This is a genomic window from Oryzifoliimicrobium ureilyticum (assembly GCF_037199735.1).
In the GTDB taxonomy this organism is placed as follows: Bacteria; Pseudomonadota; Alphaproteobacteria; order Rhizobiales; family Rhizobiaceae; genus Rhizobium; species Rhizobium ureilyticus.
Genome location: NZ_JBBBVQ010000019.1, coordinates 36,793 through 62,519, shown reverse-complemented (window position 1 = coordinate 62,519; position 25,727 = coordinate 36,793). Strand labels below are relative to the sequence as shown.

24 protein-coding genes are annotated in these 25,727 nt (G+C 56.8%); 9 read left to right on the top strand and 15 right to left on the bottom strand.

Translation table 11 applies throughout. The features are described 5' to 3' along the window. Positions 1-24: 24 nt before the first annotated feature. Complete coding sequence (locus tag VQ830_RS22010) at positions 25-1,179, bottom strand: lysozyme inhibitor LprI family protein (RefSeq protein ID WP_337270301.1); 1,155 nt, start codon at positions 1,177-1,179, stop codon at positions 25-27. Positions 1,180-1,646: 467 nt separating this feature from the next. On the opposite strand from VQ830_RS22010, the gene VQ830_RS22005 reads away from it, so the two are divergent. After that, the gene (locus VQ830_RS22005; RefSeq protein WP_337270300.1) at positions 1,647-3,464 is read left to right on the top strand and encodes a methyl-accepting chemotaxis protein; all 1,818 of its coding nucleotides are present in this window, start codon (positions 1,647-1,649) and stop codon (positions 3,462-3,464) included. Positions 3,465-3,620: 156 nt separating this feature from the next. Here VQ830_RS22005 and VQ830_RS22000 read toward each other — a convergent pair whose 3' ends face one another. Both VQ830_RS22000 and VQ830_RS21995 read right to left on the bottom strand, forming a co-directional pair. Continuing rightward, positions 3,621-4,094, bottom strand: a complete 474-nt coding sequence (locus VQ830_RS22000; protein WP_337270299.1) for an HIT family protein — start codon at positions 4,092-4,094, stop codon at positions 3,621-3,623. Beyond that, positions 4,087-4,233, bottom strand: a complete 147-nt coding sequence (locus VQ830_RS21995) for a hypothetical protein (protein ID WP_337270298.1) — start codon at positions 4,231-4,233, stop codon at positions 4,087-4,089. The genes VQ830_RS22000 and VQ830_RS21995 overlap by 8 nt, the downstream gene beginning before the upstream one ends. Before the next feature lie 80 nt (positions 4,234-4,313). Here VQ830_RS21995 and VQ830_RS21990 point away from each other — a divergent pair, with 80 nt between their 5' ends. Continuing rightward, entirely contained in the window at positions 4,314-5,003 is a 690-nt protein-coding gene (locus tag VQ830_RS21990; RefSeq protein WP_337270297.1) for a DUF3592 domain-containing protein, read from the top strand. Positions 5,004-5,069: 66 nt separating this feature from the next. Here VQ830_RS21990 and VQ830_RS21985 read toward each other — a convergent pair whose 3' ends face one another. Then, entirely contained in the window at positions 5,070-5,234 is a 165-nt protein-coding gene (locus VQ830_RS21985) for a hypothetical protein (protein ID WP_337270296.1), read from the bottom strand. A gap of 266 nt (positions 5,235-5,500) precedes the next feature. Here VQ830_RS21985 and VQ830_RS21980 point away from each other — a divergent pair, with 266 nt between their 5' ends. The 3 genes from VQ830_RS21980 to rcdA all read left to right on the top strand — a co-directional run bounded on the left by VQ830_RS21980 (position 5,501) and on the right by rcdA (position 8,487). Beyond that, positions 5,501-6,787, top strand: coding sequence for an MFS transporter (locus tag VQ830_RS21980; RefSeq protein WP_337270295.1), 1,287 nt, complete (start codon positions 5,501-5,503; stop codon positions 6,785-6,787). A 148-nt stretch (positions 6,788-6,935) separates the two neighbouring features. Beyond that, complete coding sequence (locus VQ830_RS21975) at positions 6,936-7,124, top strand: DUF1192 domain-containing protein (RefSeq protein ID WP_337270294.1); 189 nt, start codon at positions 6,936-6,938, stop codon at positions 7,122-7,124. Positions 7,125-7,971: 847 nt separating this feature from the next. Continuing rightward, positions 7,972-8,487: a protease adaptor protein RcdA gene (rcdA, locus tag VQ830_RS21970; protein WP_337270293.1), complete on the top strand. Its 516-nt coding sequence runs from the start codon at positions 7,972-7,974 to the stop codon at positions 8,485-8,487. Between the two features lie 280 nt (positions 8,488-8,767). Here the strand turns inward: rcdA and rpmE are convergent, their stop codons facing one another. Then, the gene (gene rpmE / locus VQ830_RS21965) at positions 8,768-8,989 is read right to left on the bottom strand and encodes a 50S ribosomal protein L31 (protein WP_337270292.1); all 222 of its coding nucleotides are present in this window, start codon (positions 8,987-8,989) and stop codon (positions 8,768-8,770) included. A gap of 152 nt (positions 8,990-9,141) precedes the next feature. Between rpmE and VQ830_RS21960 the strand changes: the two genes are divergently transcribed. Both VQ830_RS21960 and VQ830_RS21955 read left to right on the top strand, forming a co-directional pair. Continuing rightward, positions 9,142-10,995 carry an ABC transporter transmembrane domain-containing protein gene (locus VQ830_RS21960; RefSeq protein WP_337270291.1) on the top strand — a complete coding sequence of 618 codons (1,854 nt, stop codon included), beginning with the start codon at positions 9,142-9,144 and terminating at the stop codon, positions 10,993-10,995. Between the two features lie 81 nt (positions 10,996-11,076). After that, positions 11,077-11,265, top strand: a complete 189-nt coding sequence (locus VQ830_RS21955) for a YegP family protein (RefSeq protein ID WP_337270290.1) — start codon at positions 11,077-11,079, stop codon at positions 11,263-11,265. 121 nt (positions 11,266-11,386) lie between these two features. On the opposite strand, the gene blaOXA is transcribed toward VQ830_RS21955, so the two are convergent. Beyond that, a complete protein-coding gene (gene blaOXA, locus VQ830_RS21950; protein WP_337270289.1) occupies positions 11,387-12,193 on the bottom strand; it encodes a class D beta-lactamase in 807 nt (268 codons plus the stop codon). Positions 12,194-12,356: 163 nt separating this feature from the next. Here blaOXA and VQ830_RS21945 point away from each other — a divergent pair, with 163 nt between their 5' ends. Beyond that, a complete protein-coding gene (locus tag VQ830_RS21945; protein ID WP_337270288.1) occupies positions 12,357-13,286 on the top strand; it encodes a LysR family transcriptional regulator in 930 nt (309 codons plus the stop codon). Here VQ830_RS21945 and murA read toward each other — a convergent pair. The 8 genes from murA to VQ830_RS21905 all read right to left on the bottom strand — a co-directional run bounded on the left by murA (position 13,258) and on the right by VQ830_RS21905 (position 23,850). After that, the gene (murA, locus tag VQ830_RS21940) at positions 13,258-14,568 is read right to left on the bottom strand and encodes a UDP-N-acetylglucosamine 1-carboxyvinyltransferase (protein ID WP_337270287.1); all 1,311 of its coding nucleotides are present in this window, start codon (positions 14,566-14,568) and stop codon (positions 13,258-13,260) included. The two genes, VQ830_RS21945 and murA, sit on opposite strands and share 29 nt — an antisense overlap. Positions 14,569-14,853: 285 nt before the next feature. Continuing rightward, a complete protein-coding gene (locus VQ830_RS21935) occupies positions 14,854-15,885 on the bottom strand; it encodes a peptidoglycan -binding protein (protein ID WP_337270286.1) in 1,032 nt (343 codons plus the stop codon). Between the two features lie 3 nt (positions 15,886-15,888). Next, positions 15,889-16,986, bottom strand: a complete 1,098-nt coding sequence (locus VQ830_RS21930) for a flagellar motor protein MotA (RefSeq protein WP_337270285.1) — start codon at positions 16,984-16,986, stop codon at positions 15,889-15,891. 170 nt (positions 16,987-17,156) lie between these two features. Next, positions 17,157-17,957 (bottom strand): inositol monophosphatase family protein, encoded by an 801-nt coding sequence (locus VQ830_RS21925; protein WP_337270284.1) that lies wholly within the window; start codon positions 17,955-17,957, stop codon positions 17,157-17,159. 283 nt (positions 17,958-18,240) lie between these two features. Beyond that, positions 18,241-19,335 carry a protein-glutamate methylesterase/protein-glutamine glutaminase gene (locus tag VQ830_RS21920; RefSeq protein ID WP_337270283.1) on the bottom strand — a complete coding sequence of 365 codons (1,095 nt, stop codon included), beginning with the start codon at positions 19,333-19,335 and terminating at the stop codon, positions 18,241-18,243. A 99-nt stretch (positions 19,336-19,434) separates the two neighbouring features. Further along, on the bottom strand, positions 19,435-19,911 hold the full coding sequence (locus VQ830_RS21915) for a chemotaxis protein CheW (protein ID WP_337270282.1): 477 nt from the start codon (positions 19,909-19,911) through the stop codon (positions 19,435-19,437). A gap of 2 nt (positions 19,912-19,913) precedes the next feature. Continuing rightward, on the bottom strand, positions 19,914-21,851 hold the full coding sequence (locus VQ830_RS21910) for a methyl-accepting chemotaxis protein (protein ID WP_337270281.1): 1,938 nt from the start codon (positions 21,849-21,851) through the stop codon (positions 19,914-19,916). Between the two features lie 169 nt (positions 21,852-22,020). Further along, the gene (locus tag VQ830_RS21905; protein WP_337270280.1) at positions 22,021-23,850 is read right to left on the bottom strand and encodes a methyl-accepting chemotaxis protein; all 1,830 of its coding nucleotides are present in this window, start codon (positions 23,848-23,850) and stop codon (positions 22,021-22,023) included. Here VQ830_RS21905 and VQ830_RS21900 point away from each other — a divergent pair. Next, on the top strand, positions 23,774-23,974 hold the full coding sequence (locus VQ830_RS21900; protein WP_337270371.1) for a hypothetical protein: 201 nt from the start codon (positions 23,774-23,776) through the stop codon (positions 23,972-23,974). The genes VQ830_RS21905 and VQ830_RS21900 overlap by 77 nt on opposite strands. Before the next feature lie 45 nt (positions 23,975-24,019). Here the strand turns inward: VQ830_RS21900 and VQ830_RS21895 are convergent, their stop codons facing one another. Continuing rightward, on the bottom strand, positions 24,020-25,726 hold the full coding sequence (locus tag VQ830_RS21895; protein ID WP_337270279.1) for a methyl-accepting chemotaxis protein: 1,707 nt from the start codon (positions 25,724-25,726) through the stop codon (positions 24,020-24,022). Between the last annotated feature and the right edge of the window lies 1 nt (position 25,727).

Sequence of the window (25,727 nt, the reverse complement as noted above, 5' to 3'; positions counted from 1 at the left end):
GAGGTTGGGCTTTGTTACCGCGCGCTACGGTTCTTTCGCGTCCTGCGAAACCAGACGGAAACTATCGAGACACTGCTCCTCTACTTCGAGGTTCGCCTGCGGGCACTCGTTCAATTGAACTATGCGCTCTTGGTAAGCCGAGCGAATACAGGCACGCTCAGCTAAAGGTGGAATGCCCCCGATGGCACCAAGAGGGCATGATTTTTCAACAAAGAAGAGCCATTTTCGCTGGCTGTCCAGCAAGACCTTCCGATGATCTTCAGCAGCGCGATCTCGCGCCTTTTGATAGGCGGCGGCCATCTCGATGTCGACTTGTCCTAACGCGGCGTCGGCACAGATCGCGATCTCGATTGCCGTCGAAGGACTGTCGCAATCGAAACTAGCGCGCTCCTTTGCATCGTCACCAGGTTTTACAGAGCTGTCGTCGTCCAGGCACTCTGGTGTGTAGTTGCCACCTTCACCGCAATTGATAAGGGTACTGAAACGGATTTCAAAAGCGTTTCTCAGGCACGCGACAATCGTTGGCGAAGCTGTTTCATTCGGCTTGCACTGGCTCGTTATGCGCTCAAGCCATGCCTTTTCGTCCGCCACAAGCTGTGCCCTATCCTCATTGGTGACCGACTTGAGCGCATCCCGGTATTCTTGCCCCAACACAAGATCAGCCTTTCCCAGGGAAGGGCTGGCGCAGATCGTCTTCTCGATCGGACTTTCTGCTTTCGTGCAATCGAAGCTGGCCCGATCGAGAGGCTTATCGGCAAGCGCCGGATTTGATGCCGTGCTCGCTGCCTCCTGTGCCTGGCAAAAAGCAGCCATTGACATAAAGAGCGTTCCGGAGACGCGCGCGTATCGATAGGCGCAGAGTTCCATCCGCGCGGCATAGTTCCGCTGAGCGGATGAGCTAAGCCGGTCGAAGAAACTGCTTTCGCACTTTCCAACGACGACAGCACTGAAGGCTGTGTCGGCGCTGGAGCCCCATTGGCATTCCCATAGGGTTTTCAGAGCCGCCTGACATGTCTTTTCGTGCTGAAGCAACTCGACGAGCGCGCCGGGACCGTTTGGGCCTGGGCCCGCGCAAGAGTGCGGATCGCCATCAGCCATGGCAGGCGGCATGCCGATGAAAAACACCGCCAAGATAACAAGATAGAAAGGCAATCCCATCACGCGGCGAAGTGAAGCCATTCGTTGCCACCTCCTGCAAAATCGCTCACCTATACTGACGGTGCATATATCGCAGGCGTGATTTTATTCACGCCGCCGATCCACCTGCAGTCCACCAAGAGCTAAGGCATCTAGATCGACAGATTGCGCGCGAAGAGATCGGCGTCGAATAAGTAAAAAGCTGCCTTCTTGCAGACTAACCTGAGCCTGCTGAACTGCATCTTCGACGTGCATTAATTCAATAGTCGGCGAACGATCTAAAAGCTTTCTTAAAAGCTGAACGGTATGATTTCGTACTTTCTTTATTGACGTGAAGAAATCCTTTGACCGGATAGCTCACGTCTCAGAACTGCGAAGTTAAGCTTTTTCAATCGAGGTTTATAAACACCATGACGTTACGGGTTATACGCATCAGCTCCAAACTGACCCTCATGTCAGGGGGAGGCATCGTCCTCGCGGTCTTAATCTCGATCGCTGGATGGTTGTTAATGCACTGGATCGATCAGGCTGTATCTTTTGGCCGTGATCAATCCGAAATCGCCCGCAACATGGTTGATATGAAAGCCTCATTGCGTGGGATGGAGCTGGGTACCAGCGAGCTGCGCCTTGCCGGCACCGAACAGGAAGCAGCGGCCGCAAATGCCTACCTCGATCAGCGCTATCAATCTGCTTCCAAATATCTGAAACTCGCAAGCAGCGGTACGCTTCCTGCGGCTGATCGCCAGCAAGCTGGAACGATTGCCGACCTTCTGAATCAATATCATTCGGCGGTTACCGATTTAAGCTCTGCCATGGCAAAGGGCGAAAAGGACGTGACAGCACGGCTTCCCGCCCTGAAGAAGATGAGCGACCAACTCGCAACTCTGGTTGACCAAACCGTCAACGTCGCGAAGCAGCGCGTCGAAGCGGCAAACGACGAGCGCCGCAGTTTGCAGAACACCGCATCATTGGTGAGCATAGGCCTTTCCGCCATCCTCGTCATCTTGATGGCTGGGTCCGCCCTTTTTGGACGCAGAGCAATCGCAACCCCGATCGAAAGCATTACCCACTGCATGAAAGTGCTTGCAGGCGGCAACCTGTCGAGCGACGTCCCGCACACCAAAAGGGAAGACGAGATCGGCGATATGGCCCGCGCCGTTCTGGTCTTCAAGGACAATGCCGTCAAGGTTCGCGATCTAAACAGACAAGAAGCCGCACTGCACGAACAGAACGCGGATCTACAAACCAACATTGCCTATGTCGTATCCTCCGCCGTTGCCGGCGACTTCACGGCCCGGATCAACAAGCGGTATGAAAATCCCGATCTCAATAAGTTTGCCGTGAGCGTCAACGAACTCGTTACATCAGTGGATCGGGGCGTTGCCGAAACCAATCGCGTTGTTGCCGCACTGGCGCAGGGCAACCTTACCGAGAATATGCAGGGCGAGTTCAAAGGCGTGTTCCTCGACCTGCAGAACAACGTGAATGCGACGATGGAGCGGCTGCATGCCATCATGATGGAAGTGCGCACCGCTATCGACATGATCAACGGCGGCGCAGGAGAGCTTAGCCTGGCGTCGCAGGATCTTTCGAAGCGCACCGAACAGCAGGCCGCCTCCTTGGAGGAAACGGCAGCAGCCCTTGAGGAAATCACCTCTGCCGTCAAAAGTTCGACTGATCGCTCTTCGGAAGCGACAACGATGGTGGCGCAGACCCGAAATAGCACCGAGCGATCGGCCGAAGTTGTCCAGAGTGCCGTCGCAGCGATCGGGCGGATCGAGCAGGCGTCCGGAGAGATCGGCAACATCCTGAATGTGATCGATGAAATCGCTTTCCAGACAAATCTGCTTGCCTTGAACGCGGGTGTGGAAGCTGCCCGTGCGGGCGATGCAGGAAAAGGCTTTGCCGTCGTTGCCCAGGAGGTGCGGGAACTTGCCCAGCGCTCGGCCACCGCTGCCAAAGATATCAAAACGCTGATCACGCGTTCGCGTAGTGAAGTGCAGGAAGGCGTGAAGCTGGTTACGGAAACGGGTGAAGCACTGACGGAGATCAGAACGCATGTCGCGATGATCAATGATCGCGTTAGCGCAATCGCTACCGCCTCCAGAGAGCAGTCGACCGGGCTTGCCGAGATCAATACTGCGGTCAGCCAAATGGACCAGATGACCCAGCAAAACGCCGCCATGGTGGAAGAATCCACGGCAGCAACCACCAAGCTCGCCGACCAGGCGGCTCATCTCGGCAACCTCGTGTCGATGTTCAAGCTTCACGAGACACGGCTCGACAGCCGCAGACATCAGCGCCCATCGCATAGTTACGCCGCTTGAGGCCGTGAAGGCACCTAACAAAGCACCGACAGCAGCATAACGAAATGAATAGTTCGGGCTCGATCACCATGGTCGAGCCCGAACTGCATGCGTCGAAACCGACTTTCGCGGAGCGGTTTCGAGTAATTCCCTCAGAAAATAGACGCCAGCTTTTGCCTACATCAAACGCTCGCGCAAGAGCGCAATCGCCTCCGAGACTGTTGGTCCCCGGACCTGTGGTGGATGACGGCTTTCGCAAAATTCCCGCCACACATAAAGCGTCAGCTCCGCACCGTCAGGTTCAGTGCCAAAATCTGGGTCGGCAAAGCTTTGCAAAAGCCGATATCTCTCATCGCTCGCAAACATATCTTCAATCCAGTCGTAGATCGGGATGATGTGGAAGTGGAACGAGTGGCCTGCCGTGTGACCATATCGGCCGATATAGACGCGTTTGGCGCCAAGCGTCTCCATCAGCGCCCTTTGGGCCACCCCCAGAAGAGAACCCAGCTCCGTGAGTTCTTCGGCAGGCAAGGACCACAGCTCCGAAGTCTTTCGTTTCGCGGCAACGATAAGATAGCCAGGCAGGGTTGAATCCGCGCGTTGACTGATCGTCCAGCCGCTCGTCTGTTTGAAATAATTGGTGTCATCCATGCTGATGCTCCTCCTCGATCTTCACCATATCCCCTGAGCCGAAGGAAAGCGGCTGAACGGCGCTCCTGCAACAGGACATCAAGAAGTGGCCAGCGACATGTTCGTACTCCCACAGAATATCTGCAACCTTCAATAGCATTATTACTTTCTTCTTCTCCGGGTTGATAAAGAAGAAGATGAAGGCTAAGTATCTGCAGATGTTAGCTTGGGAGAAAAATCATGTCCAAGATCATGCGCTGGATTGGCCGGGGCTTTGCCGCAGTCGGATTCCTGCTCTTGATCGGGTCCGCAGTCCTTTTCTATCGCGATCAGCAGTTTGTTGCGCGGGCGCTGAGGGCCGAGGGTCGCGTGAGCGATCTCATTATCGATCGCAGCAGCAACAGCTCGGGTTATCGCGCAATTATTACCTTCACAGATGTGAACGGAAAGAGCCATGAACTCATCGATAGCATTACATCAACCCCACCTCGTTTTTCCGAAGGCGACACCGTCACGGTTCTTTACGATCCGCAAGAACCGCTAAATGGGGTCACTGACGACTTGTTCGGCAGATGGTTCGGAGTGGGAATTATATTGTTCCTCGGCGTGATCTTCACCATCGTCGGCCTGGTTATCGCATGGTTCGAAGCAAGGCCCCGCAAGCGTCTCCAAGAGCTGCAGAAAAATGGCGTTGCCGTCGATGCGAGCTTCAAGCAGGTGGTGATCAACGCGGCCTATTCCGTCAATGGGCGCAATCCCTATCAGGTCGTCGCGGAAGGTAAAAACCCGTTCACGGGCAAAACGCAATTCTTCAAGAGCGAGAACCTCTGGGAAGAACCTCTGGATTTGGTCGTGGGACAAAAGCTGCGCGTGCTCATCCACCCAAAGCACCCGGATCGCCATATGGTTGACCTCTCACCTGCACGGTGAGGGGTCAAAGCGTTTGATGGTTGACCGCCGAGGGGGCCTATGCGGCATCGGGCTCCAATCATGCAGCTACAGCAACAAGTCGCGAACGAGCAGATCGACGGTCCAGATCGCAAAGGCAATCAGCGCAACCTTCCAAAAGTCGCTGCGGCGTCTGAGGCCCATGATCCCAAACGGTTTGATGACTTGAACGACCATGGCCAGGATCAGCGGCAATGCGATCCATTTGGTCATAGTTTTTTCTCCATATCTTGAGGCTGCGTCACATAGCAGACATTTTTCCGCGCAAAACAGCGATCGATGCAGCCCGCTCCATAATTCCTTAAAGGCAAACGCGGATAAGGAAAGAGGCGGTGAGGCTATCATCGCTGATCCTGCCGTTTCTGCGAGACGGTTCGCGGCGGGACTTGGGATGAGTCGAGGGGGATCAATACGAAGCAACATGGATGGGCGCGCCGCGTCACGCTGCTGTTTCGTATCTGCTGAGGTCGAGTTCGCTGATGAAAAGAAATCTGCTGTCCGTCGCCGCGCTTTTGGTCGGTACGCTTTTCCTCTTTATGGGCAATGGCCTGCAGGGCATTCTTCTTCCCATTCGCGGTACGATTGAGGGCTATCCCACCACCGTGCTCGGGTTGCTCGGCACATCATGGGCGGCCGGCTTCGTCATCGGGTGCCTGATCGCGCCCAAACTGGTGCGACGCGTCGGCCATGTCCGCGCCTTTTCCAGCTTCATCTCCATCGTCGCGATCATTGCCCTTGTCAGCGGCATTGCGGTCAATCCCTATTGGTGGGTGCTGCTGCGTGCCGTCACAGGGTTTTCGACCGCCGGAACATCGATGATCATCGAAAGCTGGCTGAACGAACGCGCGACCAATGAGACGCGCGGTGCGATCTTCTCGCTCTATATTGCAATCACCCTTTTCGGGGTCGTCGGCGGCCAGATGATGATTCCGCTCGAAAACCCGCATACGCCTATTCTCTTTATGTTTTGCGGCATTCTCTATTGCGTCGCAATGCTGCCGACCAGCCTGTCAAAAGCCGCCTCCCCGCAACCGCTGAAGGCTGTACGGCTGGATTTGCCGGCGCTCTACCGCAACTCGCCGGTCTCTTGCATCGGTATTCTTCTGATTGGCATCGCCAATGGCGCCTATGGCACGCTGGGCGCCGTCTTCGGTGCAGGTACTGGTCTTTCCGACACCGGCATTGCCGTGATGATGAGTTCCACGATTTTTGCCGGCGCCCTTATGCAGTTTCCCGCCGGACGCCTCTCGGACCGCATCGACCGGCGTTATGTGCTGGCGGGCCTTTCGGCACTTGGCGCCCTCGCCGGTTTTCTCATTCTCGTCCTCATGCCAAAAACGCCGGCCTTCGTCATCGGACTCGTGATCTTTTACGGCGCGGTCGCCAACACGCTTTATCCCATCGCCGTCGCCCACGCGAACGACTTTGCCTCCTCGGAAGATTTCGTGAAAGTATCCGGCGGTCTACTTTTGCTCTACGGCATCGGCACGATTATTGGACCCACCATTGGCGGCCCGGTCATGTCTGGCGTTGGGCCGCACGCTCTCTTCCTCGTGACGATGACGGCACATATTCTGATCGCCGGCTACGCGATCATACGCAGCAGGATTCGTCCTTCCGTCCCCGCAAGTGAACGCGATGCCAGAGCCACCATTCCAACCGCGACAACGCCAATGCTCACGCCAGGCGGAATGTCTCTAGCAGACCGCAGCGCTGGGAAATCCCAACCAGCCGATGATGGTGACGCTGCCGTTAAGTTCGGGTGATAGATCCTTTCCTGCGCGACGTTCGTATGAAGACGCATGCAAAGCACATCTGGAGCTTTCCCGGCTGTGATGTGCTATAGGTTATCCTTCGCTTTACGGGTAAGGAAACCTTTAGAGGAACAACAGCAGAAGACGTGAGGAGGAAACAATGGCCTTTGTCGATGAAGATCGCCCTCGCAAACCCTCATCCGACGAGTTGGGCGCGGACTTGTCGATGTTATCCGTCGATGAACTGAAAACACGCATTGGTTTGCTCATCGAGGAGATCAAGCGCATCGAGGCCGAACTGGAGAAGAAAGCTTCTGGCCGCTCGGCCGCCGAGAAACTCTTCCGATAGCATGGCTGCCCGCCACCGATGGTAGATCAATGCGCCTCAAAACCGCGAGAAGAAGCTTGTTGACCGGATCGGAGTGCTCAAGCGCTGCTTCAGCAATCACGTTTGCGTGAGAATACAAGTCATGGTGCGGGCATACAGCCCTTGCTTTCTCATAAAAATGCAGGGTGATTCGCGCTTAACAACACGTTAAACCTGGCCCGAAGCTGATTTGACAGACGTTTTTCTATGTCCGCAAACGTACATCGCACGATAGTATCGCGAGGCACCAAAGCGGTGCAGAATCTCACTTGTCACCCCTTCTCGCGTAGAAACCAGACACATCTGACTTTAGGAACTGAAAGGTTGAGAATATCAATGGGCTGTGGAGAACTGTCTTTCCGCGGGTCACGAGCCATGATCCGTTAACGCGCAAGGAAGTTGAGTGCAATGCTTCCGGGAAGAGGAAATTCCTGCTTTGCAACCAATGAGTTAGCATGGTTGAAATCCGCTGCAGGCCGGAATGCTGGTGCTCCGCTGCCCCAACTCAAGAAGAAGAAATAAAGAACCTTTAACTCTTTATTAAGCATTATCCTTTAATACTGTGGGCATCCAGTTTTCTGGATCGCAGACAGTTTTCCTAGCGGTCAATTGGTCTGATTTTCTCCCTGTTTTACCTTGAGAGCCGCCTTTGCGGCTCTTCTTTTTTCCCGAAAAGAAATTGTGGAAGTTAACCCTTTCTTAAGAAACGGCTTGCGCGTTTCGGCTATTGCTACCATCTTCTAGACACAAAGGCGGCACGGGAACTTTTTTAAAAATTCCTTCGTTACATCGCCTAGCAAGTAGATGCGTGCAACGGGAAATATTAATCATGTCGGAACTTGGATTGAATACGGTTAGCTTCGCGGGTCGCGCCGCCGCATCCTCGCAGTTCAAGACGCTTTACGCCGAAGGTATGGCGCTGGTCGAAGAAACCGCATCTTACCTCGACGGCAACGGTCGCGCAGCTTCGAAGGTGTTGCCACGCATGGCTTCCGTTCTCTATGCGGCAGAGTCCATGCGGCTGACAACGCGCCTGATGCAGATGGCTTCATGGCTGCTTCTACAGCGCGCCGTCAACAATGGCGAGATGTCTCGCGAACAGGTCTTGGCTGAGAAGAACAAAGTTCGGCTCGAGGGCTTCAACGTTGACAGAGCAGCACCCGGTTGGGGCGATCTGCCTGAGGCATTTAAAGATCTCGTCGAACGTTCCCTGCGCCTCCAAAATCGCATCGCGCTTCTGGATCGGGAAATTTACCGCCCGGCCGATGCAACAATCGTTCCCGACAACCAGAACAGCGTCCAAGCACAGCTGAACCTGCTACAGACCGCTTTCAGCAATAGCTAAGCCGTCCGCCCCGCCGCACGCATCCGGGGCATTGGCGACTATAAAGGAGCCGGCTGTTTTCAGCCGGTTTTTTTATGCGTCTTCACAGTGAGATGGTACTGCGCGGCAGCCTTTCGCGGTTTGCTGGATAATCCGTGCAGTGCGAGTATTGGGCTTGCCTTTACAAGGCACCAATCAACGAAGCTACATTTGGCTTCGCAAGGGACGACGCGGGGTCGAATGCCAACCATAAAAAAACCCTGCCGAAGCAGGGTTCTTTTGAAAGTCATCCAAGCAAGGCTTAGAGGCCGAGGCCGCCGAAACGCTTGTTGAACTTGGAAACGCGGCCACCGCGGTCCATGAGCTGCTGATTGCCGCCCGTCCAAGCCGGATGGGACTTGGAGTCGATTTCAAGGTTCATAACAGCGCCTTCCGAACCCCAGGTCGAGCGGGTTTCGTATTCGGTACCGTCGGTCATGACCACCTTGATCATGTGGTATTCTGGATGAATATCTGCCTTCATAACAATCTTCCTGCTATGCCAGGGTCCAAATGTCGCAATCCGTTGCGACAGGAGGCCCGATTGAATAAATGAAGCCGCAGACGCAATGGCTACGGCTTCCCATGAGGATGCGGTGCCTATACAGGAAGGTGGCCCTAATAACAAGGGCCCAGATGACAAGGGCAGGCCTGCTTTTAACGGGCTTCGGCGATGGTGGTGAATTGAGCGAGAAGAAGACGAAAGACAGCCGCGCGCAACAACCCATCAAGTCGCTTGGCCGGCTTGCGCCCTATGTCCTTCGATACCGCAAGATGATGATCGGCGCGATATTTGCACTGACGGTCGCAGCCATTACCTCGCTTGCAATCCCCCTTGCCGTCCGTCGCATGATCGATCATGGCTTCTCGCAGGCGGACGGTACGTTCATCAATAGCTACTTCACCATGCTGATGGTGATGGCCGTCCTGTTGGCGATGTCGAGCGCACTTCGCTATTATTTCGTCATCACCCTCGGGGAGCGGGTTGTCTCGGACCTACGCCGTGATGTCTTCGCGCATGTTACGCGCCTTTCACCGGCATTCTTCGATGTGAACCAATCCGGCGAGATCGTCTCGCGCCTGACTGCCGACACGACACAGATCAAGTCCGCTGTGGGCTCGACCGCATCCGTCGCGCTCCGCAACCTCATTCTCTGTCTTGGTGCGACGGCCATGATGGTCGTCACCGCACCCTCGCTCGCCGCCCTTGCCCTCGGCGCCATTCCCGTCATCGTCTTTCCGCTGGTTGCCTTCGGGCGCTCGGTGCGCCGCCTGTCGCGCACGGCGCAGGATACGCTTGCTTCTGCCTCCGCTTATGCGGGCGAAACGATCTCGGCCACACGAACAGTGCAGGCCTTCAATGGTGAGCAGCAGGCTGCAGACCGATATTCCTCATCGGTCGAGGCTGCGTTTGAGGCAGCACGAGCCGCCATTCGGGCACGCTCCTTCCTCACGGGCTTTGCCATTACGCTGGTTTTCGGCAGTGTCGTCGGTGTCCTTTGGTTCGGCGCTCATAATGTTCTTGCCGGTTCGATGTCGGCGGGCACGCTCGGTCAGTTTCTCCTCTATGCCGTCATCGCCGCCGGATCACTTGGCGCGCTTTCCGAAGTTTGGGGCGAACTTTCGCAGGCCGCCGGCGCAACCGACCGCTTGACGGAGCTCCTGGATGAGGTGCCCGCCATTGCCGCACCATCCAAACCCGTCGCCCTGCCCGTCCCGGCCAAGGGCGATATCGCACTTTCCGGCATCAGTTTTGCCTATCCCTCAAGACCCGGCGCTGCGGCCCTGAAGGAATTGAGCTTTCACATTCACCCTGGCGAGACCGTCGCATTGGTCGGACCTTCGGGCGCGGGCAAAAGCAGTGTCTTCTCGCTGCTCCTTAGATTTTACGATCCGGAAAAAGGCACCATCCGCATTGATGGGACGGATATCAGGACCGTCACGCCGGAAGACCTGCGCAATCGTATCGCCCTTGTGCCGCAGGACGTTACGATCTTCGACGCAACGATCCATGACAACATTGCCTTCGGCCGCCCCGATGCGAGTCGCGATCAAGTTCGCGCCGCCGCCATTGCTGCGCAGGCAGATGAGTTTATCCAGCGTCTCGACAAAGGATATGATACCGAAGTCGGCGAGCGCGGCGTGACCCTGTCCGGCGGCCAGCGCCAGCGTGTGGCCATTGCGCGTGCCATCCTGCGCGATGCGCCGATCCTGTTGCTGGATGAAGCGACCTCGGCGCTCGACGCGGAAAACGAGATCCTGGTGCAAAAAGCACTCGACGGATTGATGCAAGGACGCACGACGCTCGTTATCGCACATCGCCTTGCGACCATTCTGAAGGCTGACAGAATTCTCGTGATGAGCGAGGGGCGGATTGTCGAAGAAGGAACCCATCAAAGCCTACTGCGCCATCACGGCCTTTATTCCCGGCTCGCAAAATTGCAGTTCGAAGCCGGATCAGAAGCAAACATCAGGGCGATCGGCGAATAAACTGCAGCATCCGGTGGCCTGAAGGCGTTATGTGCGCTATCTTACAGTGCGCTAATGAACCCGCATCACTGGAGGCTTAGGATGTATAAGTTCGAAGTGTATAAAGACAAGAAAGAGGAATTTCGCTTCCGCTTCAAAGCGTCGAACGGCGAAACCATGTTTGTCTCGGAGGGCTATAAGGCCAAAGCGTCCGCAATGGCCGCAATCGAGTCCATCAAGAAGAATGCGCCCGGCGCAACGACATCGGATACGACGACCGCAACGGTCTGATCTGAGCAAGGCGCCGAGGCTGGCACCAAGACCTGAGAGAAGCCCCGGCCAATATAGACTGCCGGGGCTTTTCACATTTCGTGTTGGGTTTAACACCCGACAGAAAATCTGACGCCTTGCTTTAACGCTGACCGGCAATCTTCGGAAGATCTGCGAGCATGAACGCGCGCGCCTGAACACCAGGGCTGTCAGCTTGCTTTTCGTCATCTTGTATGAGGCGGGCAAAGATAAGCCGACGTCCATTCTTTTCCGACCAACCGACAAACCAGCCGTAGCCGTGGCTTTCGTCGAAGCTGCCATCGGGCTTTCTCGGGAAGGCCGTTCCCGTTTTTCCGTGGACCACCCAGCCGTCCGCAGCATCAAACTGCTCAACCACTTTCATGGTAAGATCCATCGCCTGGGGACTGACAGGCAAAGACCGATCGGTTAGCTTTCTCAGGAATGCAACCTGCTCAGTGGGGGAAATCTTCAGCGAAGACATGATCCATGCACGTTGAAGACCATTGTCCTCGCCGGGATCGCCAGAAAAATCCGCGTTCCCGTAATCGAGCTTGGCAGCGTAATCATGCAGCTTTTGTTCGCCCAGCGCGTGCGTGATGCGCTGCGAGTACCAGACGACAGAATATTTTAGCCAGCGAACTGGATCGGTCTTCTGCTTCCAGGCATCGCCGCCCCAATCGGGATCGCCTTTTTGAAAATCGAGTTGCGGATGATGCTCGTCCTTGAGGAAGCCCGCATCATAGCCGATAACGCTGAGCGCCACCTTGAAGGTCGACGCCGGCGTCACGCGTGTCTTACAGTCCCCCTCTTCCACGAGGCTGTTTTCAGTCTTCGCATCCATGACGTAGGTACAAATTATCTTCGCCTCTGCCCGCTCACCAAAAGCCATGAGCGATAAAGCTCCGATAACAAAACCACTGAATTTCATGATCTATTCCTTCCACACCCAACCCGGCGCCATCGGTAGCAAGGCTTTGACCTGTCCGCAAAAGACGTTTTATAGAGGAAGCCATTAGAAAAACTATTGGCTTTCCAGGCGGCAGCCCAGTAGCCGTAATTGTCAGTTCTTCACAAGATTACGCCGGTGCCTTATGGTTCGCCCTTATCTTCCGCTCAATGCCTTCCGAGCTTTCGAGGCGTCGGCACGACATCTCAGCTTCACCAAGGCGGCCATTGAACTCAATGTCACCCAGGCGGCGGTCAGCCATCAGGTCAACAGTCTCGAAGAGCAATTGGGGCTGAAGCTGTTTCGCCGGTTGCCGCGTGGATTGATGATCACCACCGAGGCGGAAACCTTGCTGCCGGTGCTAAGGGACAGCTTTGACCGGATGGCCGACGTGCTGGAGCAATTGCGCGGGGGCCATATCCGCGAAGTGCTGACCGTGGGTGCTGTCGGCACCTTCGCCGTTGGTTGGCTTCTGCCGCGTCTTTCGGCCTTTCGAAGCCGCTATCCCTTCATAGACCTGAGGCTTTCGACCAACAACAACAGGGTCGATCTCGCGGCCGAGGGGCTCGATTTCGCCATTCGCTTCGGCAGCGGCGCCTGGCATGCAACGGAGGCAACGCGGCTTTGTGAAGCGCCCTTGTCAGCGCTCTGCAACAGCAATCTTGCCGAGCAACTGAGGGAACCCGGAGATCTACTGGATAAGACCCTGCTGCGATCCTACCGCGCCGATGAATGGAAAACCTGGTTTGAGGCTGCGGGCGTTACGCCGGGCGGACAAATGCCGACCAGTATCGTCTTCGACACATCGCTCGCAATGATGGAGGCGATCAAGCAAGGCATTGGTGTCGGCCTTGCGCCGCCTATGATGTTCGAGCGCGATCTGGCAGCAGGGTTCATCGCCCAGCCATTTCAGATCACGATATCCATGGGCAGCTATTGGCTGACCAGGCTGCATTCGCGCGCGATAACGTCGGCCATGGCCGCCTTTGCGACATGGCTCGCAGAAGAAGCCGCCGACCAAGACAAGGCTGCCCTGAACTCGACAGTCACGCCTGTCGCGGCGGGTTTCGTGTGATACGCGCGCCGAGTGCATTCAGCCGCTCTTCGATCCGCTCATAGCCGCGCTCGATCTGTTGGGCGTTGTTGATGACGGTGGTCCCTTCGGCACACATAGCCGCAATCAGCATCGCCATGCCGGCGCGAATATCAGGGCTCTCCACGCTTGCCGCACGAAGCTTCGAAGGACCTGCGACAATCGCCCGGTGCGGATCGCACAAGACGATCCGTGCACCCATGGCGATCAGTTTGTCGACAAAGAACATCCGGCTTTCGAACATCTTCTCGAACATCAGGACGACACCGTCGCATTGCGTTGCGGTGACGATAGCAATCGACATCGTATCGGCCGGGAAAGCCGGCCAGGGCTGATCCTCGATCTTCGGAATATGGCCGCCGAAATCGGGCTTGATCTTCATCTCCTGCTCGGCCGGCACGATAAGATCATCGCCTTCAATGCGGCAGTGGATTCCGAGCCGCTCGAATGTCATGAGCGTTGAGCGGAGATGTTCGACGCCTGCATTTCGGATCGTGATTTCAGAGCCTGTGACGGCAGCAAGGCCGATCAGCGATCCGACTTCATTGTGATCCGCGCCGATCCGGTAATGCGTGCCGCTCAAGGGCCGCCCACCATGGATCGTCATGCAGTTGGTGCCGATACCTTCGATCTTTGCGCCCATAGAGATCAGAAATTTCGCAAGGTCCTGCACATGCGGTTCCGACGCGCAATTGCGCAGGATGGTCACGCCTTCGGCAGCAACCGCGGCGCACAGCGCGTTTTCCGTTGCCGTCACCGAAGGCTCGTCGAAAAACACATCCGCGCCGCGAAGTTTGTCCGCCGTGAAATGAAAGGTGCCGTTGACGGTGATCGTCGCGCCCAGTTGCTCCAGCACCAGAAAATGCGTGTCCACTCTGCGACGGCCGATGACGTCACCGCCGGGCGGCGGCAATGTCAGCTTGCCGCACCGAGCCAGCATCGGACCCGCCAGCAGGATCGAAGCGCGAATGCGTGCACAAAGCTCGGGATCGAGATCGGCAGAGCGCACATCCTGCGCCTCGATCTCAAGCGCGTTGCGACCGGTCCAACGCGCTTTCGCGCCGACTGATTGAATGAGCTGGACAAGGGCCTCGACGTCGCGGATCCGCGGCACATTGGTCAGCGATACTTGGCCACCTGTCAAAAGCGAGGCCGCGATAATGGGAAGAGCTGCATTCTTATTGCCGCTCGGCTCGATGACGCCGGTCAGGCGATGGCCGCCTTCGACGATGTATTGTACCTGCTCGTGCGGCTGAACCTGCATTCCTGTATCCTTCACCAAATGTCATGGCATGGGCGATGCACATCAGCCTCAGCCTGCCTTTTTGTCGTCCCGCTTGCGGAAAAAGAACTCGATCGATAGATCCGGCTTCTTCTTTGCCACACTGTCGATGCAAGTGCCGTCTTCCTGATGACCAAGAACGACAACGGCTCGACCGTCCACAACTTAGTGACGATATCGCTGGAAAGAGGACGGGCGGCCTACTCCGGCCCCGTCATAAGAAATGCCGCCCGCAACGCAACACGTTCGGCGCAGTCCCGCCCTCGACTACTTCTCCGTCAGCTTCAACTCGATGCGGCGGTTTGTGGCCTTTGCCTCGGGCGTATCGCCCGGCGCGATCGGCTGGTATTCGCCAAAGCCCGCAGCAACGAGCCGATCGGCTGGCACGCCCTTCGAGATCAGAAACTTCACGACGGAAATCGCGCGCGCCGAGGAAAGCTCCCAATTGTCGCGATAACGCCCGGTGCCCGCGAGGGGCACATTGTCCGTGTGTCCGTCGACACGCAGCACCCAGTTGATTTCAGGCGGTATTTCCTTGGCAAGATCAATCAGGGCAGCAGCCAGCTTGGCCATCTCTGTGGTGCCCTGCGGATTGAGGTCAGCGCTGCCGGAAGGAAAAAGAACTTCAGACTGAAAGACGAAACGATCGCCGACGATGCGGATATTTTCGCGATCCGACAGGATTTCACGCAGCCGCCCAAAGAAGTCGGATCGATACCGGTTGAGTTCCTGGACGCGCTGGGCAAGCGCGACATTGAGGCGGCTTCCGAGGTCGGCAATTTTTGCCTGGGACTGCTTGTCGCGATCTTCGGAGGCCTGAAGTGCGGCCTCGATCGCCGCGATCTGGGTGCGCAGCGCCGCAATCTGCTGGTTCAGCAATTCCACCTGGGTCAGGGCGCGCCCGCTGATCTGCTTTTGATCGTCGAGCTCGTGTGTCAGGCTGGTAATCCGCTGTTGCGCCTGCGTCTGTCCGCCCGAACCGGCGGACAACAGGGCCTGCAGACGCGAACGTTCCGCCTCGGCACCGGACAGCGAAGCCTGCAGGTTAGCAACCGTATCTTCCGCATCCTGACGGTTGCTCTTTTCCATCGCCAGCATCTGGGTCAACTCGTTGATCTGGCTGTTAAGGCGATTGAGCACCTCGTCCCGGCCGTTGATCTCCCTGTTGAGAACAAACTGTCCCACGACGAAAACCGTCAACAGGAACATCACGGCAATCAGCAAGGTCGACAGCGCATCGACAAAGCCCGGCCAGTAGTCGATGCCTCGCTCACGACGGCGGTTGCGTGACAGCGCCATCGGCTATTGATCCTCAGACTTGTCGTCTTTTGATGGGCGACTTTTGCCGATTGCGGCCTGCCGCTCCTGCGCACCAAGACGCTCTGCCAGACGATCCAGCGTGCGGCGCATCGCCTTTGCCTCGTCCTGCTGTGCTTCGATCCAGTCGCGCAACATCTGCTGTTCGTTGCGCATGTTTTTTACAAGGCCCTGAATGCCTTCTGCCAGGCTGGCCATCGCTGCAACCGTCCGCTGGTTGCCGGGACCACCTTCATCGGACAATCGCTTCAGGTAATCGGTCATGGCCTTAAGATCCTGCGGCGTTGCGCCGCTTGCATTGACGGCAGGAATTCCGCCTGCATCAGCCCCAAGGTCGGTCACAGAAGACAGCCAGTTTTCCAGTTCGGTGTAGAACCGGTTCTGGGCGCGGCCTGCCTGCAAATCGAGGAAGCCTAGAATGAGCGAGCCGGAAAGACCGAGCAGCGAGGAGGAAAACGCCTGGCCCATGCCCGAAAGCGGTGTTGAAAGCCCCTCTTTCAACGCGCCCAACACGTCGGAAGTACCGCCACCGCCTGCATCGAGCGATTGGATGACGCTGCTGATCGAGCCGATGGTGCCGATCAGGCCCCAGAAGGTCCCGAGAAGACCGAGAAAGACAAGCAGCCCGATCAAGTAGCGCGAGACATCGCGCGACTCGTCAAGGCGGTTTGCAATGGAATCGAGGATCGAGCGCAATGCCGTCGTCGAAAGCGGCGTGCCGGCCGGGCGGCTGCCGATCAGAGCCCGCATCGGCGCCAGCAGCTTGGGATCGCGATTGACTTTATCTGCGCTTCCGGCGGCGCGGAACGAGTTGAACCACCGTACTTCCGGTCGCAGCGACATGACATGCGTGAAGACCAGAATGATCCCGACACCAAGAACGCCCAAGATCAGGCCATTAAGCCCCGGATTGTGCATGAAGGCGGCTTGCGCCTGACGAAACAGAATGGAAGCGATGAAGGCCACGATGACAAGGAAAAGCACCATCGTCCACAGAAACGGCATCGGGCTGGATAGCTTGTAATCATAACCATCCGCTTTCCGCTCGGTCAGGCCAAGGCCCGCCACATTCACATCATCCATCAAAATCCCGCAGCCTCCAGATCCATCCGGGCGGACAGTAATTCAACATTATGTTGAATTGAAGTATAGGCCTAGCAGAAAGACGCGTCTTTTCAAGGCGCGTTGCTTCTATACCGCATCACGGCGAAAGAGGCCGGCTCGGCTACTTCGGACAGGGCTAGGACGAAAACTTAATTGGTCGGTACGGGCCGCTTGATGACTTCGCGAAGCGCCTTGTGAATATATTCGTTGCCCGCAACGACTTCGCCAGATTCCAGCAAGGTCGTGCCACCTTCCCAATCCGTTGCAAAGCCACCGGCTTCGCGGACCATCAGCGCGCCAGCGGCAATATCCCAAGCCTCCATACCGCGTTCCCAGTAGCCATCGAAGCGCCCTGCCGCGACGTAAGCAAGATCGAGCGCAGCCGAACCGGTGCGCCGAACGCCAGCCGTTTCGCCCATCACGTGGCGCAGCTCGACCAGGAACTTGCCGTGATTGTTCATGCCAAGATGGGGTATCCCACAGGCAATCACGCAGTCGGAAAGCACGCGACGAGCAGCAACGCGCAAGCGCCGGTCGTTCATGAATGCCCCGCCGCCACGTTCGGTCGCATAAAGTTCGTCTGTTGCAGGATTGAAGATGACGCCGGCGACGATTTCTCCGTTGCGTTCCAATGCGATGGAAACAGCAAACATCGGGATGCCATGCAGGAAGTTCGTGGTGCCGTCGAGCGGATCGACAAGCCAGCGATGCGCGCCATCGGTACCCTTAATTTCTTCGCTCTCCTCGCCGGCAAAGCCGTATGTCGGCCTAGCCTTCATCAGTTCCTCGCGCACGATCTTCTCAGCCTTGCGGTCTGCCGCAGACACAAAGTCGCCCGGTCCCTTCATGGAAACCTGCAGGTTCTGCACCTCGCCGAAATCGCGGGACAAAGACTTTCCGGCCTTCATCGCGGCCTGAACCATGACATTGAGAAGAGCTGAGCGGGCCATGCAGAAAATTTCCTTGAAATCGAAACGAAGAGCCGCCGGGCGGATATATGCCGGGGTCCAAAAAGACGACGCTCCTTGAAGACAGGCGGCCTCAAGACCACAAAACCGGGCGAATTTCAAGTACCACATCGCAAGGCAGGCCATACGAGGACGCATCGCTCGCTCCGCGCTGCAGTCGGAAATCGAGAGGAAACTCATGAAATCGCAAGATCAGCAGCATTGCCGCGCTTCTTGTGGCAGCAACCCGGGTCCCGGACATGCGAAGTCGTCTTAGCTTGCGATCCTAAAATCTAGATTGAGTGATCAGAACTTCCCTGGCGATGACGTCGAGCGGCAGGATCCTGTCGACGCCGCCGCGTGCGATCGCCTCCTTCGGCATGCCGAACACGACGCAGCTCGCTTCGTCCTGTGCAACGGTATAGGCACCTGCCTGATGCATTTCCAGCATTCCACGGGCACCATCGTCCCCCATGCCCGTCATGATGATCCCCATGGCGTTCGAACCGGCCGAACGCGCTGCAGACCGAAAGAGGACATCAACAGAGGGACGATGACGCGACACGAGTGGCCCATCGCGAAGTGAAACCTGATAGCGCGCCCCTTGCCGCTCCAGCAGCATGTGCTTATCGCCGGGTGCAATAAGGACGTGTCCCCGCAAGACGGGATCACCATCTTCGGCTTCCTTGACCTCGACTTCGCACAGCGTGTTCAAGCGCTTCGCAAAGGCGGCCGTGAACTTTTCAGGCATGTGCTGAACGATGACGGTGCCTGGGGCATTGGCTGGCAAAGCCTCCAGGAACTCGCGAAGCGCTTCCGTGCCGCCTGTCGAAGCACCGACACACACCACCATTTCCGTTGTCTTGGCCATGGCGCGGCCGGTCGGAGGCGGCAGCATGGCATCGGCCGTCAATTTCGCCGTTGGTGAAATCGGCGCGGGCGCGCTGACGGAACGGATACTGCGCAGATTGCCAAGACGCGCCTTGGAGGCCGCCTTGACGACCTCGCGCACACGCATGGCATCGTCTGCCAGGCTGTCGGCCGCCCCGATCTTTGACTTCAGGATGATGTCGACGGCACCGGCTTCCATCGCCTGCATCAGCGTTTCCGAGCCTGCCTCCGTCAGGGAAGAGCACATGACGACTGGGATGGGTCGCTGGGCCATCAGCTTGCGCAGAAAGGTAATGCCATCCATGCGCGGCATTTCCACGTCGAGCGTAATGACGTCAGGGATTTCTTCCTGGATCCTGCGTGCAGCCACAAAAGGATCGCTCGCAACACCCATGACCTCGATATCAGGGTCGCTTTCCAGGATGTGCGCCAAAGTCTGGCGCACACTGGCTGAATCATCGACGATCAGGACTCGTATTTTCTGCGGCATTATCCTCTCCCCACTGCCATGTTTGGCCGCGACAGCCAAACGCTTTTGCTTTGTTGGCGGCTCTTTTCGTCCGCACCTTGCAACCTGTTGGAACGACCGTCAGGCTGCAGGCTGTAGCGTCGTCATATCGTCCCGCGACAGAAGCTTCGCAATGTCCATCAGTACCACAAAACCTGTTTCGCGGCGGACAACACCGGCGATATAATCGGAACGCCAGCGGATCCCGATATCGGGCGCAGGCTCGATATCGGACGACTTGAAAGGCGTGACTTCAAAAACGCGGTCGGCGACGAGGCCAAGCGTCAGCACGCGCCCATCCAGCGGTACATTCAGAACAAGAACCCGCGTATGGGCGGTCGGCACCGTTTTCGACATTCCGAGCTTCAAGCGAAGATCGAGAGTCGGGACACCCTGGCCTCGCACGTCGCGAAGCCCGAGAAGATAGTCTGGACCGTTAGGAACCTTGAAGGCTTCTGCATAGTCCAGAATTTCCTGCACGACCGAGACAGGCAAGGCGAAGATTTCTTCGCCGAGACTGAAGGTAACATATTGCGCATCCGAGGATGTGGCTGCCATGGTCAAGCACTCTCCTTGAAGTCCATATCGAGATCGTCTGGCCCGCCCTGCGACATATCAAGCGCAAAGCCCTTGGCACGCGCCTGCTGGGCAGCAACGGTGTGGCTCGTCGATGCAGCAGGTTTGCGCGAAGCCGCATGCGAGTAAGGCGCCTTGCTTGCTCCACGGCCGGCGGACTTTGCCGCCATCACGCGGCTATTGCCCAGATCCACCTTGAAGAAGGCGATGGACGTCTGAAGTTCTTCGGCTTGTGCCGCAAGTTCTTCCGAAGTCGCAGACATCTCTTCCGACGCACCGGCATTTTGCTGCGTGACCTTGTCGAGCTGCTGGATGGCCTCGTTGATCTGAGACGCTCCGATATCCTGCTCGCGACAAGCGGAAGAAATCTCAGAGACAAGCTCGGCTGTCTTGCGAATATCCGGGACGAGACGTCCGAGCATTTCGCCTGCTTCGCGAGCGGCTTTCACCGTATCGCCGGACATGGTGCTGATTTCCATGGCGGCAGATTGCGAGCGTTCTGCGAGCTTGCGCACTTCGGAAGCAACGACCGCAAAGCCCTTGCCATGTTCGCCGGCGCGCGCTGCCTCGACGGCAGCATTGAGTGCCAGAAGATCGGTTTGACGAGCAATTTCCTGCACGATCGAGATCTTCTCGGCAATGGTCTGCATGGCCTGCACGGCGCTGCGAACCGCATCACCCGAAGCTTCTGCATCCTTGGCGGACTGACGCGCAATCTTTTCGGTCTGCGCGGCATTGTCGGCGTTCTGCTTGATGTTGGCGGCCATCTGTTCCATCGAAGCCGAAGCTTCCTCGGCCGATGCGGCCTGCTCGGTGGCGCCTTGCGAGACCTGCTCGGAAGCAGACGACAGCTGCTGACTACCGGACGAAACATTTTCGGATGCGGAGATGGCATCGGCCACCACACCGCGAAGACGTTCGATCATCGTCAGAAGAGCCGTGCCGAGCATATCCTTGTCAGACAAAGGCTTCGGCGTCACGGTCAGATCACCACCTGCAATCTTTTCTGCGATATCGGCGGTCGCACGAAGATTGGCAACCATCGCCTTCATGGAAAGGCCGAGCGTATCCTTGGCGGATAGCTCCTCGATCTTGACGGAGAGATCGCCCGCAGCAATCGTATCGGCATTGGCTGCTGTCTTGCGAAGATTATCGGTCATCTTCGTCATCGCAGTGACGAGATCGCGGATTTCATCATTCGCCTTGTGCTCGATGGTCTGGTTGAGATCGCCGATGGAAACCGCATCCGCCAGTGTGACCGCGCGCTTCAGCCCGCGAGAAATCGTCAAGGACATCCACAGCGCAACAGCAATCGAGAAGACAATCAGAATGCCGAGACCGGTCAACATGATCAGCCGCGACTCGGAATATTCGCTGTTGGTTGTCTCATCGGTTTGATGCAAATCGTCAACAATCGCATTGTTAACGGCATCGAGTGCGGCCAACATGTCTGCAGAGACCTGGCGAGCGTCAGTCATGGAAATCTGCGCTGCTTGCTTGTTGGATTCCTCGGTATTTTCAGTGCCGAGCTTCAGCACCTGCTCGTCGAGATCGCTCCACTTTTTGAACAGTGAATTGAAATTATTCAGTTTTTCTGTGACAATTTGATTGTCCGTCAGCTGATCGATCGTCGTGGCAATCGTCGGGATTTTCGACTTGTTGTCCCTGACCATATCCACGAAGGATTTGATCGTCTGCGGATCCGTGCTCAGAATGACGTTCTTCTCAAATCGGATGGCATTAAGCAATGCCGTCGAAAGATCGCCTGAATTTCGCAGGTTTGCCGATGGTCCTTTGACAATCGCCGTAATAGCGAGATTGAGGGACGAAAGATTCAAGATCGCCATCGTCACCATGCCGCTTGAGAGAAGTATCAGCAAGCCGAAGGCCAAAGCCAGCTTCGTTTTTATCGTAAAGCGCATCAAAGGTTCCCTTTTTTCCCGATGCTGCCGGCGAGGCCTTGGACGGAGCGCGTCCGAAGGCATCATTGGCAGCTTGTTCTTTGGGCTCCTCATGAACCGCCAGCAAAGCGACCATCCGCTTTGAAGCAGCTGACGACGCGCAAGGATGCGGTCGTCAGCTCGTTAGTCCTCAAGCGCTCTCCTTGAAATCCATGTCGAGATCGTCAGGTCCGCCATGGGACATGTCGAGGGCAAAGCCCTTCACACGCGCCTGCTGATTGGCAACCGAATTGCCGGATGCAGATGCAGGTTTGCGCGCGGGTGTGTGGGTCGCAACCGCTTTTGCAGCGGCCTTCGCCGGCTGGCGAGACGCAGGTTTGGCAGCAGCAACGCGCGTATTGCCGAGATCAACCTTGAAGAAGGCAATCGAGCTTTGCAGTTCCTCGGCCTGTGCCGCAAGTTCTTCCGAAGTTGCAGACATCTCTTCAGACGCGCCGGCATTTTGCTGCGTGACCTTGTCCAGCTGCTGAATGGCTTCGTTGATCTGAGACGCCCCGATATCCTGCTCACGGCAGGCAGCGGAAATCTCGGAGACAAGCTCGGCCGTCTTGCGAATATCCGGGACGAGACGTCCCAGCATTTCACCAGCTTCTCTGGCGCTTTTTACCGTTTCGCCCGACATGGCGCTGATCTCGGTTGCCGCGGACTGCGAGCGTTCCGCCAGCTTGCGCACTTCGGAGGCAACGACCGCAAAGCCCTTGCCATGTTCGCCAGCACGCGCTGCCTCGACGGCCGCATTGAGTGCCAGAAGATCGGTCTGCCGGGCAATTTCCTGCACGATCGAGATCTTCTCGGCAATGGTCTGCATGGCTTGCACGGCACTGCGAACAGCGTCACCAGAAGCTTCTGCATCCTTGGCAGACTGACGCGCGATCTTTTCGGTCTGCGCGGCATTGTCGGCGTTCTGCTTGATGTTCGCGGCCATCTGCTCCATCGAAGCCGAAGCTTCTTCGGCAGCGGCAGCCTGCTCGGTGGCACCCTGCGAGACCTGCTCGGACGCGGACGACAGCTGCTGGCTACCAGACGAGACGTTGTCAGAGGCCGAAAGCGCATCGGCCACGACACCGCGAAGTCGTTCGACCATCGTTAGGAGAGCCATTCCGAGCTTGTCTTTTTCGGACAGAGGCTTTGGTGTGACCGTCAGGTCGCCACCAGCTACCTTATCGGCAAGATCCGCAGTCGTGTTTAGATTCGCTACCATCTTTCGCATGGAGGTGATCAGGTCTTTGATCTCGTCATTCGCCTTATGATCAACATCGGTCGTTAGATCACCAATAGAAACAGCATCAGCCATCGAGCCTGCGCGTTTCAGCCCTCTCGAAATGGTCAGCGACATCCAGACGGCAACAAGCAATGAAAAGACGACTAAAGCACCGACGGAGCTCAGAACGATGGAGCGCGCTTCCGCGTAGTCATCGTCTGTTTTGTCGTCGGTATTTTTGAGATCGACAGCAACAGCGTCGTTCAGCTTTCCAAGCGTCTCTAAAAGAGCTCCGGTTACCTTGGCGCCGTCGCCCATCGACAGCTTACCGGCCGCCTCATTGGATTCTTGAGTGTTACGCTTCGCAAGATCAAGAATTTGATCTTGGATTTTCATCCAGGAAGGCAGCGCATCCTTGAAATTTGCGACCTGTGCGTGGATCTTCGGCTCGGTCTCATTCTCAAGCGCACTGATCTTGGTGCTGATCACGGTCCGCTTTGCTGCAACCTCATCAAGATAACCCTGAATCTCATCAGGGTTTGTATTAATGACGGCATTCTTCTCGGCTCTAATAGACATTAGAACTGCATCAGAGAGATCACTCGAGTTTCTGAGATTGGTCGCAGGCCCACTGACAATATCGGTGATTGCAGAGTTCAGGGACGACAGGTTTACAATAGCAATGGCTGCCATCCCGCAGGCCATTGCTATCATCAGAAAGAAGCTAAGCGCTAATTTGGCTTTTATTGTAAATCGCATGGGAGTGTTCCGTGACATTGGTTTTGAAAATTTGTTTCCAGAAGCTCTGCCTTTAACGCTGTCGGCAAAGGGAGGAGCGATCTGGGTCGGTGTCTTCATGATACCAAGCTGGACTACTGATTAGTCCCATACAACTTCTGGCGATTAGCGTTTCAATTGGCCGTCTTGCTTACGCACTTTCCTTGAAGTCCAGGTCCATCTCGTCAGGTCCGCCATGCGACATGTCGAGAGCAAAGCCCTTCACACGCGCCTGCTGGTTGGCAACCGAATTGCTGGACGATCCCACTGCCTTGCGAGGGGCACTGACGGGTGCTTTTGCTTTGGGTGCAACCTTCGCCGGCTGGCGGGAAGCGGCTGGCTTGGCAGCAGCGACACGCGTATTGCCGAGATCAACCTTGAAGAAGGCGATGGACGTCTGAAGTTCTTCGGCCTGGGCCGCAAGTTCTTCCGAGGTCGCAGACATCTCTTCGGAGGCGCCGGCATTTTGCTGCGTCACCTGATCGAGCTGCTGGATGGCCTCATTGATCTGCGAGGCTCCGATGTCCTGCTCACGGCAGGCAGCGGAAATCTCGGAGACAAGTTCGGCGGTCTTGCGAATATCCGGGACAAGACGTCCCAGCATTTCACCCGCTTCGCGTGCTGCCTTCACAGTATCGCCGGACATGGCGCTGATCTCGGTTGCTGCGGACTGCGAGCGTTCGGCCAGCTTGCGCACTTCGGAGGCAACGACCGCAAAGCCCTTGCCATGTTCGCCAGCACGCGCTGCCTCGACGGCAGCATTGAGTGCCAGAAGATCGGTCTGACGAGCAATTTCCTGCACGATCGAGATCTTCTCGGCAATTGTCTGCATGGCTTGCACGGCGCTACGAACAGCGTCACCAGAAGCTTCTGCATCCTTGGCGGACTGGCGCGCGATCTTTTCGGTCTGCGCGGCATTGTCGGCATTCTGCTTGATGTTCGCGGCCATCTGCTCCATCGAAGCTGAAGCTTCTTCGGCAGCCGCAGCCTGCTCGGTGGCACCCTGCGAGACCTGCTCAGAGGCAGACGACAGCTGTTGGCTGCCGGCCGAAACATTTTCGGAAGCGGACAAGGAGTCGGCGACCACACCTCGCAAGCGCTCGATCATGACATTGACGTTGCTGAGGAGTTCGCCGATCTCATCGCGATTGGTGATTTCGGCGGTCTGCGTCAGATCGCCCTCGGCGACATTGCGCACAACCACATTGGCTCGCTTCAGCCCTCGGCTGATCGACATGGCGATCCAGACGGCGGTGATCACACCAAACAGAAGCGAGATGCCGGCCACGATCGCCATGGTCATCCGCGTTTTGGCATATTCGACATCGCCGTTGTCGTCAGCATCCTTGAGGCGCTGCTTTTCCAGCTTGAGGATTTCGTTGAGCTCGCCATCCATTTTATTGGCAACGGCACGCGCATCGGTAACGGAGACCTGATTGGCTTCGTCCGCCTTGCCCGCCTTGACGAACTGGCGGATACGGTCGTCGGAAGACACCAGATCCGCATAGGACTTGCTGATTTCATTCCAGCGCGGCTTGCCCTCTTCCGTGGCGAGAACCATCACGGCCTTCATCGCGTCTTCGAAGTCGCGGCGCGCTTCATCGCCGCGTTCGATTGCCTTCTCAACGTCTTCCGGGCTACGGGCCGTCAGCACGTTCTTCTGCTGCCGGATGATTTGCAGATCAGCGATGTTGAGACGCTGTGCCAGTTCCAGCCGCGTCACAGGCCCTGCGATGATATCGCCGATCATATCGTTGAAGGCGCTGAGGCTGCGAAGACCGTAAGCAGCCGTGCCCATCAGCATCAAGATGATGCAGGTAAATGCTATTGCCAGCTTTGTCTTGATTGTCATTCGCATG

What these genes read in the sequence shown, in the direction of transcription:
- VQ830_RS22010 (WP_337270301.1), bottom strand. Translation starts at nt 1,179, where the DNA reads ATGGCTTCACTTCGCCGCGTGATGGGATTGCCTTTCTATCTTGTTATC.
- VQ830_RS22005 (WP_337270300.1), top strand. Translation starts at nt 1,647, where the DNA reads ATGCACTGGATCGATCAGGCTGTATCTTTTGGCCGTGATCAATCCGAA.
- VQ830_RS22000 (WP_337270299.1), bottom strand. Translation starts at nt 4,094, where the DNA reads ATGGATGACACCAATTATTTCAAACAGACGAGCGGCTGGACGATCAGT.
- VQ830_RS21995 (WP_337270298.1), bottom strand. Translation starts at nt 4,233, where the DNA reads ATGCTATTGAAGGTTGCAGATATTCTGTGGGAGTACGAACATGTCGCT.
- VQ830_RS21990 (WP_337270297.1), top strand. Translation starts at nt 4,314, where the DNA reads ATGTCCAAGATCATGCGCTGGATTGGCCGGGGCTTTGCCGCAGTCGGA.
- VQ830_RS21985 (WP_337270296.1), bottom strand. Translation starts at nt 5,234, where the DNA reads ATGACCAAATGGATCGCATTGCCGCTGATCCTGGCCATGGTCGTTCAA.
- VQ830_RS21980 (WP_337270295.1), top strand. Translation starts at nt 5,501, where the DNA reads ATGAAAAGAAATCTGCTGTCCGTCGCCGCGCTTTTGGTCGGTACGCTT.
- VQ830_RS21975 (WP_337270294.1), top strand. Translation starts at nt 6,936, where the DNA reads ATGGCCTTTGTCGATGAAGATCGCCCTCGCAAACCCTCATCCGACGAG.
- rcdA (WP_337270293.1), top strand. Translation starts at nt 7,972, where the DNA reads ATGTCGGAACTTGGATTGAATACGGTTAGCTTCGCGGGTCGCGCCGCC.
- rpmE (WP_337270292.1), bottom strand. Translation starts at nt 8,989, where the DNA reads ATGAAGGCAGATATTCATCCAGAATACCACATGATCAAGGTGGTCATG.
- VQ830_RS21960 (WP_337270291.1), top strand. Translation starts at nt 9,142, where the DNA reads ATGACAAGGGCAGGCCTGCTTTTAACGGGCTTCGGCGATGGTGGTGAA.
- VQ830_RS21955 (WP_337270290.1), top strand. Translation starts at nt 11,077, where the DNA reads ATGTATAAGTTCGAAGTGTATAAAGACAAGAAAGAGGAATTTCGCTTC.
- blaOXA (WP_337270289.1), bottom strand. Translation starts at nt 12,193, where the DNA reads ATGAAATTCAGTGGTTTTGTTATCGGAGCTTTATCGCTCATGGCTTTT.
- VQ830_RS21945 (WP_337270288.1), top strand. Translation starts at nt 12,357, where the DNA reads ATGGTTCGCCCTTATCTTCCGCTCAATGCCTTCCGAGCTTTCGAGGCG.
- murA (WP_337270287.1), bottom strand. Translation starts at nt 14,568, where the DNA reads ATGCAGGTTCAGCCGCACGAGCAGGTACAATACATCGTCGAAGGCGGC.
- VQ830_RS21935 (WP_337270286.1), bottom strand. Translation starts at nt 15,885, where the DNA reads ATGGCGCTGTCACGCAACCGCCGTCGTGAGCGAGGCATCGACTACTGG.
- VQ830_RS21930 (WP_337270285.1), bottom strand. Translation starts at nt 16,986, where the DNA reads ATGGATGATGTGAATGTGGCGGGCCTTGGCCTGACCGAGCGGAAAGCG.
- VQ830_RS21925 (WP_337270284.1), bottom strand. Translation starts at nt 17,957, where the DNA reads ATGGCCCGCTCAGCTCTTCTCAATGTCATGGTTCAGGCCGCGATGAAG.
- VQ830_RS21920 (WP_337270283.1), bottom strand. Translation starts at nt 19,335, where the DNA reads ATGCCGCAGAAAATACGAGTCCTGATCGTCGATGATTCAGCCAGTGTG.
- VQ830_RS21915 (WP_337270282.1), bottom strand. Translation starts at nt 19,911, where the DNA reads ATGGCAGCCACATCCTCGGATGCGCAATATGTTACCTTCAGTCTCGGC.
- VQ830_RS21910 (WP_337270281.1), bottom strand. Translation starts at nt 21,851, where the DNA reads ATGCGCTTTACGATAAAAACGAAGCTGGCTTTGGCCTTCGGCTTGCTG.
- VQ830_RS21900 (WP_337270371.1), top strand. Translation starts at nt 23,774, where the DNA reads ATGGCTGCCATCCCGCAGGCCATTGCTATCATCAGAAAGAAGCTAAGC.
- VQ830_RS21905 (WP_337270280.1), bottom strand. Translation starts at nt 23,850, where the DNA reads ATGCGATTTACAATAAAAGCCAAATTAGCGCTTAGCTTCTTTCTGATG.
- VQ830_RS21895 (WP_337270279.1), bottom strand. Translation starts at nt 25,726, where the DNA reads ATGCGAATGACAATCAAGACAAAGCTGGCAATAGCATTTACCTGCATC.